Here is a 16,193-nt window from a genome sequence, read left to right on the forward strand (position 1 = left end):
TTTTGATATAACTTTTATTTAATATCAATTAAGGTTAATGTATCGAAATATAAATCTTCATATATGTTCAAAATATTAAATTTTCATAAGATTTCTACATCAGTTTAACAATTAAAGACATTAAAAATAATGATGCAAAAAATATGGTTTCCTTCTAAAGTTTTTGACTTAGGAAAAGAAAATACAATTGATACACTTCATATCAAAAACTTTAATAACAATGATATCAGTATACCTTTATTTTCAATATTCTTATCTAACAATAACCAGGATTGGGTATGTTATTATACACAACCCAGTCATCATTGGGATAATCCAACCGAATTTGATATTCATTTAAGTAAAAAGATTCAAGCACAGTATATTAAATTTCAATTAAATTCTAAAGGCAATTTAGATAAATTGGAAATAACACTGGACAATAACCACATCGACAATAATGAAGAAATAATAAATATCTCCTCTTTTATAGAAAAAACAAAAAAAGAGGCAGCTAATAGCAGGATAGTTATTAGTACATTATTCAATGAATCTGATGATTATTTAATGTTATATATTAATAACTTTCTTTTTTTTACACCAGAAAATGTTATTTTAATATTAAATTTTCCACATAATAGACCCATTCCTAAGGCTGCTTTAACAATTAGTAACCGTATTATCATCATTAATGGAGGGTTTAAAAGACACAAATGGGGAAATACTCTATTATTAGGACATCTTGAAACGTTGGATTACGCAAAAAATAATCTTGTTTTTGACTACTTTTGTACAATGGCTTCAAATAGTCTTTTTGTAAGGCACCTTACAATATCCTCCATACTAAATCAATTGAATCAAAAAGCTTTAACTCCAATTGCCTCACAAAGATCTTACGATTATGATGTTGATCTTGACGCTGAAATCACTACTAATCATGGAACTTGGATGTGGCATCACTATAAATCTCTTCCCCAATTAAAAGAACATATCATTAATGAAATCGGACTTACCCGTATTTCAGCAACCCAAATCGAGGGATTATTTGCCCATAAAAAGGATTGGTTTTTAATTCTTGAAAAAGTTGAAGAGATAAAAAACTTGGCACCTTTTTTATCCTCTCATTTTTTCGTTGCACTTGAAGAAGTCATTCCTATTTCCATTTTCAACCAGTTCGGCTCTGGATATTATACTCATATCTGTTTTATGTTATGGACAAAACCTAACTATTTAATAGAAATCAAGGAAATTTTATCTATAGGATCACAATTACCAGATCATATTTCATCCATTAAATGGTTTCCGAGAGATTGTTATGCATCAACAACCTTGGCTGTTTGTACATCATGGGGAAGACAATTAATTGGACTAGAAAAAAAAGAAAGATTGCCTAACAAATTACAAGCTTCAATCATCCTTAATGATTTTTTGCAAGCCATTAAATCCAGAATACAGACATTGCCACTGACTGAAAAATGGAAACCGGATAAAAAAAAATTGGCTTTAGATTTTCACTGGAATTATAATAATTATCCAGTGGAACGACAAAGATTTTATTTAGATATAGGTCAGCCCTTCACAGATTCAGAAGATCCAGAAACAGGACCTGCACACTTATTTTTTGAAAATACAAATCACCTTGTTGATTTATCCCTTTTTCTCATCGAGAAAAAAAATACCTGTAATATTTTACGCTATTTTTGTCTCTCCTTTGATGCCCAGAAAAAAACTTTGGTTTCTAATATTTCCGAATTGGAGGGATATTTGTATTTATCATCACAGCAAAAGAATAAATCAATAAAAATCTCAATCGATAAAAATAAGATGAATAACTATCATCATTATCAAAAATTATTTGAACGTTTTGTAGAACATACAAATATTGAAGGGCCTCATAATTATTTTGTAAGAAATTGGGATTTAAAGGAAGAAAATGAAAATAAAATAGATTACTATTTTCTTAATTGCCAATGTATTGGCACCCCAATTATTTCAAACAATTTAATTGAAGTTGAAATGTCAATTTTTTAACATTTATATATAATTTTATACATATTAATAATGAATTGAATATTTATATGAAACGTTTGGTTTTCGACCTTGATGATACCTTAACTATTAATACTTCGGGTGTTTCTTATGCTGACAAACTCCCGAATCTACCAGTTATTCAAAAATTAAGGGAATACAAGAAACAAGGATTTGAAATTATTATTCAAACAGCCAGAAATATGTATACTTATAACGGTGATATTGGAAAGATTAATGCCAATACTTTACCAATTATCATTGAATGGTTAAAAAAACATGAAATTCCATATGATGAAATTTATGTAGGAAAACCATGGTGTGGAAAAGAGGGATTTTATATTGATGATCGTGCCATACGACCGTCTGAATTCATTTCAATGTCTTTTGATGAAATTACAAAATTAATTGAAACAAAAAAATGACTTCATCTTGCGTAAATATTATCACTTCTGCTGCATATGTGAATCAAGAACTGGCAGCCGAATTTGGTTTAATTCCCCCTTCCTTTCTACCTTTGGGAACGGGAAGATTATTTGAAATACAGGTTAAAAATTTTAGAAAAAACTTAATTGAAAATTCACTAATCTACCTGACTTTGCCTGATAGCTTTATTGTTACTCCCTATGATCAACATGCTTTAAAAGAAAAAGGTGTAGTAATCGTTTCTGTCCCGGATGACATGTCTCTAGGAAATTCCCTAGTATATACGATTAATGTCATCAATGCATACAATTCGAACATACGTATTTTACACGGTGATACAATTCTTGATGATATTCCTCAAGAAATGGATATTATTGCAAGTTATCCTGATGGTGACGATTATTCTTGGGCAGTTATCAATCAAGCTGATGATAAATATATTAAAAATCTTGAAACCATCAAATCAACCAAAGATGAAAATAATTACCGTCCAGTAGCTTGTGGCTATTTTTCTTTCTCAAAGGGGAATGAACTGATCAAGTCCTTATGTCAAGCACGTGGAAATTTTATTGAGGGAATAAACTTATATAACAAACATCAGCCCTTAAAAATAAAAGCTATTAAAAACTGGTATGACTTTGGACATATTCAGACTTATTTTCAATCAAGACGTTTGGTTACAACTGCAAGGGCCTTTAATTCACTCCAAATTACCTCAAATACAGTTAAAAAAATTTCTTCTGATTCTTTTAAGATGCTTGCTGAAGCAGAGTGGTTGGAATCAACTCCACCAAATCTAAAACCCTTCACCGCTCGTCTTTTCGAATACGGACAAGATAATGACAAAACATTCTATTCCACTGAATATCAATACACACCAACGCTAGCTGAATTATTCGTATTTTCAGATATTGGAAAAGCTACATGGAACAAAATTCTGGCCTCTTGTACTGATTTCCTGAATTTATGCGCAAAACAAAAAGGTAAAAAAAAGCGGGACGATTACACTGCACATTTAGTAGGTAACAAAACCTTTGAACGTTTGAAACTCTTTTCAAATCAAACAGGTTTTAATATCATGCATGACCTCGTTTTCAATGGTAATAAATATCCATCATTATTAACTATTGCAAATAATTTGTCAGATTTTATTACAAAAAATCCTGAAGAATTATGTACAATCATGCATGGCGATTTTTGTTTCAGTAACATTTTATATAATTCACGCAATCGTCGTATTACAGTGATTGATCCAAGAGGATATGTATTTCCCCATATAAAGGAAAATTATGGTGATTTACGTTATGATATGGCCAAGCTATCCCATTCAATTAACGGGTTATATGACTTTATCATAACAGGACGCTATAATCTTATTAACAATAATCAATACGATTTCGAACTAACATTTGATTTATCATCTTCCCATAAATGGCTACAGACATATTTTAATAAAATAAATATTGCAAATATTACGGTTTCAAGCAAAGAAATCCAAGCTATGACCATAGCATTATTTTTATCGATGTTACCTTTACATGCTGATCGCCCTGATCGACAAAAAGCATTTATTGCAAATGCCTTACGTTTATATTCGATATTTGAAAGAAGAGATTAATGATAGTTATTCCAATGGCGGGACTGTCCAGCCGTTTTTCAAAAGCTGGATATACGCAACCTAAATACATGTTGCCTTTAAATGGAAAAACAGTTTTTGCCCATTCAGTTGAAAGTTTCAAAGCATATTTCCAAGATACTCCATTTCTGTTCATTGCCCGTTCAATTATGAATACGGAAAATTTTATACAAACTGAAATTGACAAGCTTAGTATCAAAAAAGCAAATATAGTCATTCTAGATCATCCTACCGCTGGACAGGCAGAAACTGTAGAATATGGAATTCACAAAGCCGGTCTTGAAAATAACATGGCGCTGACAATATTCAATATTGATACCTTTAGAAGGGATTTTCATTTTCCCAAACAAGAATGGTTTAAACGTTCTGACGGATATCTAGAAGTATTTAAGGGTGATGGTGAAAACTGGTCTTACGTGGAACCAGATTCTGAAAGTCAAGAGCCTATCGCTCTAAGAACCGCAGAAAAAAAACCAATATCCGATTTATGTTGTAACGGTCTTTATCACTTCAAGAAATCTGGAGATTTCCTATATGCTCTTCAACAAGAAAGAAAAACGCCTTCTACATCCGAATTATATATAGCGCCCTTATATAATTATTTAATTCAAAATAATAAAAAAATTCACTATAAACTTGTTAATAAAGATTGCATAACATTCTGTGGGATTCCCGCGGAATATGAAGCTTTATGCAAAAACTCTTAGCTTTGATATAAAACTGGACTATGTCCAGTTAACCAATCATCTCTTGAATTGATAAACCTTTCTCCAAAATTTTTCTGTCATGATTTTTGGAACCACTTGTCTATATTCTCTTTTTAATTTTTTGAATCTAACAACAAATTGAATCATCAATTTCAAACCTAAAAACAATTCGGAAAAAAATTTTTTTTTATTATATATCGCTACATAACCTTTATTATATTCACTTGAATAATATAATATATTCCTCTCTAAAAATATTTCATATGGAAAATGTTTTATTTCCTTTTTACTCAGAATAAGTCTGTCTCTAATAAAAAAATCAGGAAGAAAAAAACCATTGAAGGTCATAATAATAATGATTTTTTTCAATATGGGAAAACGAACTTGCCTGATACTTGGTTTTAGTTGATCTATATCAACATCATCCATTTTCTCTTCCGACAATACATTCGAAATGGCAGGATATATATCTGTTAAGGATAAATAGCGTGTCCAGAATTCTGGACCTCGCATAACATGTTGCAAAGCAATGCTAGTAGCTCGGGCAGAAGCATAACGATAGGTTAAAATGGAAATAAATATCCAACGTATATAACGCCAGACATAAATCCATAAAGAACAATCTGAATATATCAAAGCCAAAGCAAAATTGGCCCTTACGCTTAAATATCGGGGTAAGGGGCCATCCTTGTAACGGAAATCCTCTCCAAAAACACATATGCCATTCACAGTAATGATATTGAAATGATTCATTAATCCGAAAAGCATATCATCTCCCTTAACAAAAAAAGGAAATGGAAAATAATTTACATCTTCAATCTTAAAGGCAAAATGCCACCAGGCACCATATTCAATTTTCTTTTTATCTAAATCAGTCGCTATAATAGTTTCAAATTTCGATATATCAAGACCACAATATAGCTGTATCAAGCTTAAGGGCTTATACTGGGCACCCTTCTCATGAATGATTGTCGATTCTTTTTCATATAACATGGTTCCAGCTATTCCCAATCGCTCCACGACTGAATATTGCAATAATCTGAAAGTCTTGATTATAGATTCAATTTCACAACTGGCATCATCATCCATAAAAAGACAATGTGTATAATGACGATCTTTCAAATACAGTAATCCGCGTGTAAATCCCCCGGATCCTCCATAATTGAGATTAGAAATAACAATCGCCTCCCCTGCCTCTTCTGAAGAAACATCTCGAGAATTATCTACAATAATAAGATCAATGTTGTTTTTAAAAGATTCATTAGATAAAAGCTGCGTTTCTATCCGCCGAATGGCAGGGATCAGATATTTTTTACGATTATAGTGCGTAATAACTATTCCTAATTTTATATAGTTAACAGGATCTGTTTTGGTGCAAAAAGAACCACCCTGTATGAAACATTCGCCCTTTGTATCTATTGTAAAATGAAGAATGCCTTGTTTTTTCAATAAAAATGAGCAATCAATGCAAAAACAATTTTGATCTTTATTTAAATAAACTTGTTTTTCAATAACACGCTTTGATGAAGAAGGCTGGTAATTTTTGTCTGTCAACCAGAACCTCAATACAAATTCACCTTTTCCCTGTAACTGAAAATGAAGATCTTTGAGTTGGCAATATTTACGCCATGTATTTAAGGAAAAATAATTGAAATATGTTCCAAAAGAAATTCTGCTATTTTTTTCAAGAATAATTCCATCATTTTCCGATAACGGTTGTATACCGCCTTTTTGAATATCAAAATATAATTTTTCTGAAATATCTGATAAATGATTATTAAAAAGCAGATTTTGAAGAACATGCATATAATATCGGACCCGCTTTCATCTAATGATTGATCTAAACACTTACCTTATTTTAGCAATATTTTCTAATAAAATATGATAATCTAATAATTAATCAGAAATCCAATATTTGATATTATTAATACATTATGCAAATGCCCTCCCAAGACAATTACCCTTACGATCAATCATCAGAATTTCGATTTTAAAAATCACGGGATCAAGTGTTTCTTTTACAACTGCCAATGCCTTTTCTGCAATAAAATCAGCTAGGGGCAACCGTTTTACATGACAGTTCCTGAAAACCTCCAGGGCAGTATTAGCCAGCCTGACCTTCTCAACAAAACTATCCTCCCCCCCCAATTCCGCAACCCATTCTGCCAATTGTGCAAAATCTACCTGTGAACGACCAGAATGAAGATCCAGATGACCTTGTGCCAATTTTGTAAATTTGGCAACGCCTCCTGCCAAGGTTAGCCATTGAACTGGATGTGTTTTTAGATATTTCAGAACTCCTCCAACAAAATCACCCATTTCAATAAAGGCTGATTCGGGCAGTGTATAGATTTTTTTGGCCGTTTCTTCAGATACATTCCCGACAGAGGCAATCAGATGCGTCAAATTTGCAGCCCGTGCCACATCTATCCCGCGATGAATGCTCGCGATCCATGCTGCGCAAGAAAACGGTACAACAATGCCTGTTGTTCCTAAAATCGATAATCCACCCATAATACCCAATTTTGGATTCATCGTTTTTTTTGCAAGCTCCTCTCCATTAACAACGCTTATTTCTACCTCTACATCAGGGGAAGGAAATACCTCGTTCAATGCATACCGGATCATTTGACGAGGTACTGGATTGATTGCAGGCTGACCAACAGGCAATTGTAATCCTGGTTTAGTAATTGTCCCCACACCTTTTCCTGCCTTGAAAACAATTCCACGATCAATGGACAAGATTGTTATTCTTACACGGATTTCCGCTCCGTGGGTAACATCAGGATCATCCCCCGCATCTTTGATAACCGAGGCAATTGCACAGTGCCGATCCAGAATTTTGTGGTTAAAAATCATAAATGAAACTCTTTTCCCCTGTGGAAGAGTAATTGTAACACGATCCGAAAAAAAACCACGTTTTAAAGCCAAATAAGCCGCTTTTGCAGCTGCTGTCGCACAAGCCCCCGTTGTCCAACCATATTTTAATTTTTTGACATGTTCCAATATTCCTCCTTTTCACGAAATAGTAATTTTTTTAATTTAATTCTAAATCAGGGAAAATTGATCTATGATTGCTATTCTTCAAATGGCTTGTATTTTACAGGTTATTTCAATCATCAATAAACTTTTTTTCATTCAAGTTCAAATATTTATATGAACAATCAACCGCATTCTATCAAAGCATTTATGATCGCCGCTCCCAAATCGGCAAGTGGAAAAACAACCATCACCCTAGGATTATTAACTGCTTTACGCCGTAAAAACATACATGTTCGTGCGGCAAAATCAGGACCAGATTATATCGATCCCGCCTTTCACGCCATCGCAACGCAAGACACATCCTTTAATTTAGATAGCTGGGCCATGCCTTTTCCTTTACTTGACCATTTATTTAATGCCTCAACAAAAAGTGCAGAATTATTCATCATTGAATCCTCAATGGGGTTTTTGGACGGCATCGAAAATGAAGAAGGCAAAAGAGGATGTGGAGCCGATCTGGCAATACGCTACAACATTCCAATCATATTGGTTCTGGATATTACTGGTCAGGCGCAATCGGCCGCTGCTATTGCCTATGGTTTCGCCAATATAAACCCGAAATTCAAGATTCTCGGTGTAATTTTAAATAATGTGGCATCCCCCCGTCATTATCAAAATACCAAAGCTGCCTTTGACCGGATTAATATTCCGATATTGGGCAGTGTTCCCCGTAATTCAAAACTTTATTTACCGACAAGGCATCTGGGATTAATTCAAGCCGAAGAACATGAGGATCTGGATAATCACCTTGATTTTCTGGCTGATTTTATTGAAGAAAATATAGATCTGGATAAATTATTGTCATATATTCCTCAGCTTTCCATCCCATCAGACAATTCAATTATTGCCCTACCACCCCTTGGTCAAAGAATAGCAATCGCAAGAGATCTCGCTTTCAGTTTCATTTATCCCCATATTCTTGATGGATGGCATCGACAGGGAGCATCCATCCATTTTTTTTCTCCACTGCAAGATGAGGCACCATCAGAAAAATGTGATAGTTGCTTGCTACCAGGAGGATATCCAGAGCTATATGCGGAAAAAATTGCCAATGCCAATCAGTTTTTACAGGGTTTACAAAACTTTGCCCAAACTAAAACTGTGCATGGTGAATGCGGGGGATATATGGTTATGGGGAAAAGCCTCATTGACAAAAACGGGCAAGCACATAGAATGAGTGGGCTGCTCAGCCATAGCTGCAGTTATGCAAAACCTAAAATTCATTTAGGATATCGTATAGCGAGGTTACCTAACCAAAACGGGGATCTTACAATATATGGCCATGAATTTCATTACGCAACCCTTTCAGATCCAGGATCTGACCAGCCATATGCCTTACTGAGCGATGGAACAGACAATTATCTTGGTCCGGAAGGTGGAAGACGTAATAAAGTTACAGGCTGTTTTTTCCATAGTATTGCATTAAAATCATGAAACACTTTAAGTCTATTACCGAATTAAGAAAATTGTGCCTTGTACTGCCCGAAAAGGATAAAAAAGCTGAACAGGCCACTTTTACCCGCCAGAATAACCTTTTAAAACCTCCTGGCAGTTTAGGAGAACTTGAAAATCTGGTTGCATGGCTAGCATCCTGGCAAAAAAAAGAAATGCCCAGCCTCGATAAGGTATGCATCATGATTTTTGCTGGAAACCATGGCATTACCGACGAAAGTGTCACACCCTACAATGCTGTCGTTACGGAATTGATGGTCACCCAGATCGAACAGGGACATGCAGCCATTAACCAGCTGGCAAAAACTGCGGGAGCAGAACTGCGTATTATCCCTCTAAATCATTTTGAGAAAACCAAAAACTTCTGTCATGAAGCGGCCATGTCAGAACATGATTTCCTTAAGGCGGTCGAGACGGGATATAATGCCGTAACACCCAATATCAATCTGCTTTGTTTAGGGGAAGTTGGAATTGGCAATACAACAATAGCTGCCGCTTTGAGTGCCGCCCTGTTTGGTGGAAATGGTGCCCAATGGGTCAGCAAAGGCACAAGTCAATCGCCTGAATATATCCAGAACAAACAACGTGTTGTTGATGAGGCTCTAGCCAAACATCAGGATATTCTCGATGACCCACTTGAAATTTGCCGCCACTTTGGTGGATACGAAGAAGCGGCTTTGTTGGGGGCCACTTTGGCTGCTCGTTATCTCAATATTCCGGTATTATTAGATGGTTTTGTTTGCACCAGCGCTGTAGCAGCATTGCAAAAGCTAAACCCGTCAGGTCTTGATCATGCAAAAATCAGCCATCTTTCTGCAGAAAAAGGGCATTTGTTATTGGCCGGAAACCTGAACCAATATCCTTTGATAGCCTTTAATATGCGATTGGGAGAAGGCAGCGGATGCGCAATAACCATTCCAATTCTTCAAGGTGCCCTAGCCTGTTATAGAGGTATGTCCACCTATGACGAGGCCGGATTACCGTATCCTAAATGATTTTTCTTTTCATAAGGAAAGTCATAACTGATTTCTTCAGTAGTCTTTCCTTTTTTTCACGATTGCCAATTCATTATATTTATAATGATTTTCATTTCTTTTCATTTGCCAGATCCATATGGATTTGGCCATTTATTTCCGCTTTTATCGGTGGGCTTGAAGGATGTTTTATTTATACCCTTTCTTTCACCACTCTATCTTCGTCAATTATCGCCTTTTCAGCATTAGGATTTCATCTATTGCTAACCGGTTGTTTACACGAGGATGGATTGGCAGATTGTGCAGATGGATTTGGTGGCGGACATAGTATTAATCAAAAATTGACCATTATGAAAGATAGCCGTTTAGGCACATACGGGGTTCTAACATTATTTATTATACTCGGAATACAGATCACCTCCTTGATTTCTTTAATGACACTTCATCAGAAAATTATTCCGCTTTTAACAGCCATTGCGATTTTATCCAGATCATCCATGTTGATCCCCGTTTTTATCCTTTCCCCTGTTCAATCAAAAAGTATGGCCAGTCAGCTTGATCATATTCCATTTATTTCCAGTTTCATTCATTTCACCGTAACGATAAGCATATGTCTCTATTTCTTAAACTGGAAATTTACAATCTTGTATCTTTTGGTTTCCTTTATAACCGGTTTTTTATCCAGCTTGATTATCAACAACCATATTAAAGGATATAACGGGGATTGCCTGGGCGCTGTTCAGGTATTATCCACAACCGCTTTACTCGTTACAAGCAATTTGTTGTTTATCTAAATAATGTTTTGAAAAAGTAAATAATTCAATTCGACCAAAATCTGGTAATGGACCTAACAGTTCAATTGATTTTTCTAACGCAATCTGCCTTAAAAGCCGTAAAGGGCCACCATGTGAGACAATCAAAATATTTTGACCCTTTTTTTTAATTTCATGCCAAATTTCAATAACCCTAGCAAGAAGTAACCGACCTGTTTCCCCTTCCGGAATCTGCCAATCCCAAGGATTTTCTGCCCAGGCATCAATGAATTCCTTGGGGATTTCATCCCATTTTTTTCCTTCCCATAAACCGAAATTCAATTCGATCAAGCGCCTATCTTCCTGATATGGGATCTGATATTGCAATGCAATGGCACGAGCCAACTTGAGACAACGTGACAAAGGGGAGGTATAAATCTGATCGATTGCAAACCCTTCTGGAATCGAAACATATTGTTCCCATCCATTTCGTAAAGGTATATCTGAATGCCCGTAACACATGCCAGCAGGAACCTGAACAGGTGGATGACGCATTAAACCAATCTGGAAATGATCATTTATGCTCATAATAATGAATCAACCTGTCCTTTCATTCATCAAAATCATTAAGATCCTGTTGAAAATTTTTTTTCTGTTCTTCTCTGCTCCAACGCCCCAATATCACATCCCATAACGCACAGATTATGGAATACATTACCAGTAAAACAATACAGGTTGATAAGAAAATAATTGCTGCCGCCATATTCTTTTCCTTTCTTACCAACCTGCCATCAGAAAATTTAATAAAAAAATTAATGTATTCTATTCTTTAAACTATAATCCAGATTGTCATAAAATCCGACCGTTTGTAAACTATACGTTTTTTTTACATGAAATAGAATTCTTAATTTTCAAACCACATTGTTATTATGGTAAATTTTCCTTAATATATGGCGGGAGACAAAAAGATGCCATATGAACATCTGGAGACCAGTACCGTGTCAATCCTTCAAGTTTTGCCACCTTTGCTCGTTGCTTAATTATATCAACTGTTTGATTGGTTTGATTTTCTTTTTTTCCTGCAATCCCTAGCGTCATAAATCCACCCACATAGGTTGGAACCGCAGCGACATAAGCCGATACATATGAAAAGAATTTTTTACGACGCAAACTGGTTTCCCGCAATTCCTCGGCTTGCATAAACGGAACACCACATTGATTCACAATCAGGCCGTCTCCAGTTAAAATTCTGGCTGCATTTCGATAAAATTCATCCGTAAATAAAACTTCACCAACACCAATTGGATCAGTGCTATCCACAATTATAACATCAAAACTTTCCTTTGGCGCATCGGCAACATACTGGATACCATCCCCAATAACCACTTCCGCACGTGGATCATTCCAGCAATCTTTTGAAATTTCAGGCAGAAATTCCTTGGACAGAGCGACAACATCCCCATCAATCTCCACCATAACCGCCTTTTCAACTGTTTGATGCTGTAAAACCCGACGTAAAACCCCACCATCTCCAGCACCAATAATCAGAACACGCTTTGCATTGCCATGTGTCAACAAGGGAACATGAACAAGCATTTCCTGATATACAAATTCATCTTTTTCAGTAATCTGGGTCACGCCATCCAGGAATAAAACCTTGCCATATTCTTCATTTTCAATAATGCGTATATCCTGAAATAAAGATTTTTTATGCACGATTTCCCTATCAGCACGGAAGCTCTGTTTCCAGGCCGGATACAACGTTTCATCAACCCATTTAAAAGACATTAAATTCTGCTTTCACCTTTTATTGAATGACAAAAAAAACTGGACAATATTCTTTTGTCCAGTATTTGTTACTGCTATAGAAATATCGTTTTTCTATAAATTTTCTTTCCCACGCCTCTGTTCGTCCAGTACAATTCTTTCAGGTTTAAAGAAATGTTGTAAAACAGGAATGGCAAGATACGGATCACAAGAACCACACATGAAAATGTCCAGAGCAGCAAAATTCCGTTCTGGCCAGGTATGAATGGAAATATGGCTTTCCGCCAAAACAACAACACCAGAAACCCCACCATTCGGTGAAAAATGATGAAAATGACTGTGTAATATCGTGGCCCCAGCTACAACAGCAGCTTCACACAAGATGCGATCAATCTCTTCTGGATTATCCAGATTGGTTGCATCCCACAAATCAACAAGAAGATGCGTTCCTGCAAAACGCATACCATCTTTAACAATAAAATAATCTTTACGATCTTCCATATTTTCTGAAAAATCAATTGAAACCTGGTTATTTCTCGGAGTTTCCGAGACCATCCCCAGTTGAGCAAGTCCGTTCATCACGTACCCCTAAACCAGTAGACGGCCTGTTGGGCAATATGCCCCCTTGGGCCAAAGAATAAAGTGAAACTAGAACATACATAAACTTCAATCAGAAACGAACCCTGTTCTAGTAATCAAACAGAATTTGTCCTAATCAATAATATATCATATATTCCGCGAAATAACGACCACCGTTATATTTAGGTTAGTATATGACCCCTTCACTGACGAATCTCAAGTTTTTTTTTATATTTTTTCAAAAAAATATTTTTTTTACATTTTTAGACTCAAAATCTTGTTTTTATTAATTTACCCACTATTTTTTAAAATTTATTTTTTTTACTTGGCGAAATAGTTACTCGCTATTATAAAGCTCTAATAAAAGTAATTTAGGCTACTTTATTATTCCATATCTATAGCAGGTGCATAATGAATACGTTACCGCTTGATAAAAACTATCGCCCTTCTGAAGATGAGGAATTCATGAATCCTCGTCAGCTTGCATATTTTAAAAAGAAATTGGAAGATTGGCGGGATTCTCTTTTGCAAAATTCAACTGAGGCCCTTAATCATCTCTCAGAAGACAAAAATGTTGATATTGATCTCAATGACCGGGCCAGTTCTGAAACAGACCGCGCAATTGAGCTGCGTACTCATGACCGGGCCAGAAAACTGCTTGCAAAAATCAATAACGCACTTCAGAAAATTGAAGATGGTTCTTATGGCTATTGTGAGGTAACAGGAGAACCCATCAGTTTGAAGCGGCTAGAGGCCCGCCCCATCGCCACTCTTTCCATTGAAGCTCAAGAACAGCATGAGAGAAAGGAACGCGTTTATCGGGATGACCAACCAATTGAATAAACCATGACTTATTTTCCATTTCAATTAAATGAATGGAAAATAAATTTCATATATTATCCAATAATCGTACACTTCCCAGTTTTACCGCTGCAATAAGACGTGCATTATCATTCCACTTGGTTATTTTCTGTAGAGAATTTCCATCAACCGCACAAAAATAATCCACTTTAAACTCTTTTTTTTCCAATGCCTCTATTGCGTTTGATAAAATAAGTGAAATATTACCTCCACTTTTTAACTTTAGATAAGCCTCTTGTAATATTTTATACAAAAACGGTGCTCGCGAACGCTCTTCACTCGTAAGAAAACGATTCCTGGATGATTTTGCAAGACCATCTTTTTCACGCACGATTGGCACATTCACCAAAGTAACAGGTAAAAGCAAATCCTTTACCATTCTATGAATCACCTGAATTTGTTGCCAATCCTTTTCCCCAAAGCAGGCAAATTTAGGTCTGACTAAAGAAAACAATCGATAAATAACGGTTGCAACGCCTGAAAAATGACCTTTACGCAATGCACCTTCCCATTGTAAAGCTGGTCCACCTATCTCAATACGCGTGTCAAAACCTCTTGGATAGATATCCTCGACTTTTGGAAACCACACTATATCGACCTGATTTTGTTCAAGCAAATGAACATCCTCTTTTTCAAGTTTAGGATATCGAAGAAAATCCTCTTTCTGATCAAATTGTAAAGGATTGACAAAAACACTTACAATGCAATGTTTGGCTATTTTCTTGGCTTTCTTTACCAAAGCAAGATGACCTTCATGTAAAGCTCCCATCGTTGGAACAAAGGATACATCAATCATGTCCAAATGCCCTCTCTCCCTTAAAAACTCGTTCAAATCATGGGTAATAATCATATCTTCCCCTATTTCCCTGGTATATTTATGTAATACGTTTTTTAATAATAATTTTAAAATTCATGACAGTTTAGTCAGGATACCAACGATTCCTTTCCTTATCGTAAAATGAAGATGTTTTAAAGCCACAGTTTGTTTTGAATAACATTATTTACGAAAGAAAAATCATTTCAAAAAGACTAATTATCAGAGATAATATATTCATTTCTTAATCTTTTTAACATTCAAGATGATTTATTAAAATGATCCGTAAAATTATCTCGGTTTTTTTCCTTACGTTTCTTGTCGCCTGTGGTGGACCACCAAATAACCCCCGTATAACACCAACTCAACAAACAGCATCATCGCAAAAACCGGTCGGATATTATTATAATGACCGTGTTCCAGATTTTGCAGTTAGAAATTATGAACCTTTTTCCCGCCAGGAAGTAGTAGCGTTAACCTTACGCGAATGGCGCGTATTTAACCAACCCATTGCCGATGAAGATCCCCTTCAGCGTCCTGAACCAACAAGTCCGGATGTAAAGGCTGAACGTTCATCCGGTTTATGGCAACGGGTGGGTGAATATTGGTGGATCGGTATGGATCCCGGCATGAAAGAAGGAAGTTATACTGGAAAACATAATAGTAATGGAACCGTTTTCAACTTTATCAACGATGGAAATTATGCCTGGTCCGCGGCTTTTATCTCTTATATCATGAGAATTGCAGGTGCAAATGACCGTTTCCCCTATTCACCCAATCATTCAACCTATATCAATGCAGCCGCTTCTGGAACATCTCCTGTCTTAAGGGGGCATGATCCAGCCACTTATGCACCAAAACTGGGTGACATGATTTGTACCGCCAGAGGTAAAAGCCGGAACACTATCCGTTTTAATACACTTCCCACAACATACGGATTTCCTGCACATTGCGGTATTGTCGTTATGACAAACCAGAACATGCAACCTTTTGGCAAAGAAATCAGTATTATTGGCGGCAACGTAAATGATTCCGTTGCATTGACCCATGTACCTGTTGACACTCAGGGCATGATATCCAATGCAAATGGAGCAAGCTATGACTATCGTTATCCCTGGTGTATTGTCATTGAAATCGTATATGATGCAGAGGCAAGCCCTTCTACAAATATGTGAA

The 16,193-nt window shown here is 35.8% G+C and carries 16 protein-coding genes; 9 read left to right on the top strand and 7 right to left on the bottom strand.

Annotated features, from left to right (window positions below):
• Window positions 1-129 precede the first annotated feature (129 nt).
• From H3T44_RS03540 to H3T44_RS03555, 4 genes are read left to right on the top strand one after another with little or no spacing between them, the layout of a single operon-like run.
• Complete coding sequence (locus H3T44_RS03540) at window positions 130-2,010, top strand: discoidin domain-containing protein (protein WP_198196043.1); 1,881 nt, start codon at window positions 130-132, stop codon at window positions 2,008-2,010.
• A gap of 47 nt (window positions 2,011-2,057) precedes the next feature.
• Window positions 2,058-2,432: an HAD-IIIC family phosphatase gene (locus H3T44_RS03545; RefSeq protein ID WP_122124011.1), complete on the top strand. Its 375-nt coding sequence runs from the start codon at window positions 2,058-2,060 to the stop codon at window positions 2,430-2,432.
• Complete coding sequence (locus H3T44_RS03550; protein ID WP_198196045.1) at window positions 2,429-4,051, top strand: capsular biosynthesis protein; 1,623 nt, start codon at window positions 2,429-2,431, stop codon at window positions 4,049-4,051. Before H3T44_RS03545 ends, H3T44_RS03550 begins: the two co-directional genes overlap by 4 nt.
• Window positions 4,051-4,776 (top strand): glycosyltransferase family 2 protein, encoded by a 726-nt coding sequence (locus H3T44_RS03555; RefSeq protein WP_198196047.1) that lies wholly within the window; start codon window positions 4,051-4,053, stop codon window positions 4,774-4,776. The genes H3T44_RS03550 and H3T44_RS03555 overlap by 1 nt, the downstream gene beginning before the upstream one ends.
• Window positions 4,777-4,812: 36 nt before the next feature.
• Here H3T44_RS03555 and H3T44_RS03560 read toward each other — a convergent pair whose 3' ends face one another.
• Together H3T44_RS03560 and H3T44_RS03565 are read right to left on the bottom strand one after the other, a co-directional pair.
• Window positions 4,813-6,582 (bottom strand): glycosyltransferase family 2 protein, encoded by a 1,770-nt coding sequence (locus tag H3T44_RS03560; RefSeq protein ID WP_198196049.1) that lies wholly within the window; start codon window positions 6,580-6,582, stop codon window positions 4,813-4,815.
• A gap of 126 nt (window positions 6,583-6,708) precedes the next feature.
• Window positions 6,709-7,785, bottom strand: a complete 1,077-nt coding sequence (locus H3T44_RS03565) for a cobalt-precorrin-5B (C(1))-methyltransferase (protein WP_198196135.1) — start codon at window positions 7,783-7,785, stop codon at window positions 6,709-6,711.
• Between the two features lie 147 nt (window positions 7,786-7,932).
• On the opposite strand from H3T44_RS03565, the gene H3T44_RS03570 reads away from it, so the two are divergent.
• From H3T44_RS03570 to H3T44_RS03580, 3 genes are read left to right on the top strand one after another with little or no spacing between them, the layout of a single operon-like run.
• Window positions 7,933-9,252 carry a cobyrinate a,c-diamide synthase gene (locus H3T44_RS03570; protein ID WP_232347492.1) on the top strand — a complete coding sequence of 440 codons (1,320 nt, stop codon included), beginning with the start codon at window positions 7,933-7,935 and terminating at the stop codon, window positions 9,250-9,252.
• Window positions 9,249-10,265, top strand: a complete 1,017-nt coding sequence (locus H3T44_RS03575) for a nicotinate-nucleotide--dimethylbenzimidazole phosphoribosyltransferase (protein WP_155565895.1) — start codon at window positions 9,249-9,251, stop codon at window positions 10,263-10,265. The genes H3T44_RS03570 and H3T44_RS03575 overlap by 4 nt, the downstream gene beginning before the upstream one ends.
• On the top strand, window positions 10,262-11,038 hold the full coding sequence (locus H3T44_RS03580; RefSeq protein WP_198196051.1) for an adenosylcobinamide-GDP ribazoletransferase: 777 nt from the start codon (window positions 10,262-10,264) through the stop codon (window positions 11,036-11,038). The genes H3T44_RS03575 and H3T44_RS03580 overlap by 4 nt, the downstream gene beginning before the upstream one ends.
• Here H3T44_RS03580 and H3T44_RS03585 read toward each other — a convergent pair.
• The 4 genes from H3T44_RS03585 to speD form a co-directional block, all read right to left on the bottom strand.
• Window positions 11,006-11,584: a histidine phosphatase family protein gene (locus tag H3T44_RS03585; protein ID WP_155565897.1), complete on the bottom strand. Its 579-nt coding sequence runs from the start codon at window positions 11,582-11,584 to the stop codon at window positions 11,006-11,008. The two genes, H3T44_RS03580 and H3T44_RS03585, sit on opposite strands and share 33 nt — an antisense overlap.
• 22 nt (window positions 11,585-11,606) lie before the next feature.
• Window positions 11,607-11,759 (bottom strand): hypothetical protein, encoded by a 153-nt coding sequence (locus tag H3T44_RS03590; RefSeq protein ID WP_155565898.1) that lies wholly within the window; start codon window positions 11,757-11,759, stop codon window positions 11,607-11,609.
• Between the two features lie 164 nt (window positions 11,760-11,923).
• Window positions 11,924-12,784, bottom strand: a complete 861-nt coding sequence (gene speE, locus H3T44_RS03595; protein WP_198196053.1) for a polyamine aminopropyltransferase — start codon at window positions 12,782-12,784, stop codon at window positions 11,924-11,926.
• Window positions 12,785-12,877: 93 nt separating this feature from the next.
• Window positions 12,878-13,342 carry an adenosylmethionine decarboxylase gene (speD, locus tag H3T44_RS03600; RefSeq protein ID WP_110438541.1) on the bottom strand — a complete coding sequence of 155 codons (465 nt, stop codon included), beginning with the start codon at window positions 13,340-13,342 and terminating at the stop codon, window positions 12,878-12,880.
• A 411-nt stretch (window positions 13,343-13,753) separates the two neighbouring features.
• On the opposite strand from speD, the gene dksA reads away from it, so the two are divergent.
• A complete protein-coding gene (gene dksA / locus H3T44_RS03605) occupies window positions 13,754-14,185 on the top strand; it encodes an RNA polymerase-binding protein DksA (protein WP_198196055.1) in 432 nt (143 codons plus the stop codon).
• A gap of 46 nt (window positions 14,186-14,231) precedes the next feature.
• Here dksA and panC read toward each other — a convergent pair whose 3' ends face one another.
• Window positions 14,232-15,053: a pantoate--beta-alanine ligase gene (gene panC / locus H3T44_RS03610; protein WP_198196056.1), complete on the bottom strand. Its 822-nt coding sequence runs from the start codon at window positions 15,051-15,053 to the stop codon at window positions 14,232-14,234.
• 242 nt (window positions 15,054-15,295) lie between these two features.
• On the opposite strand from panC, the gene H3T44_RS03615 reads away from it, so the two are divergent.
• The gene (locus tag H3T44_RS03615) at window positions 15,296-16,192 is read left to right on the top strand and encodes a DUF2272 domain-containing protein (protein ID WP_155568467.1); all 897 of its coding nucleotides are present in this window, start codon (window positions 15,296-15,298) and stop codon (window positions 16,190-16,192) included.
• Window position 16,193 lies beyond the last annotated feature (1 nt).

It is taken from the genome of Commensalibacter sp. M0355, assembly GCF_016101365.1.
GTDB classification, from domain to species: domain Bacteria; phylum Pseudomonadota; class Alphaproteobacteria; order Acetobacterales; family Acetobacteraceae; genus Commensalibacter; species Commensalibacter melissae.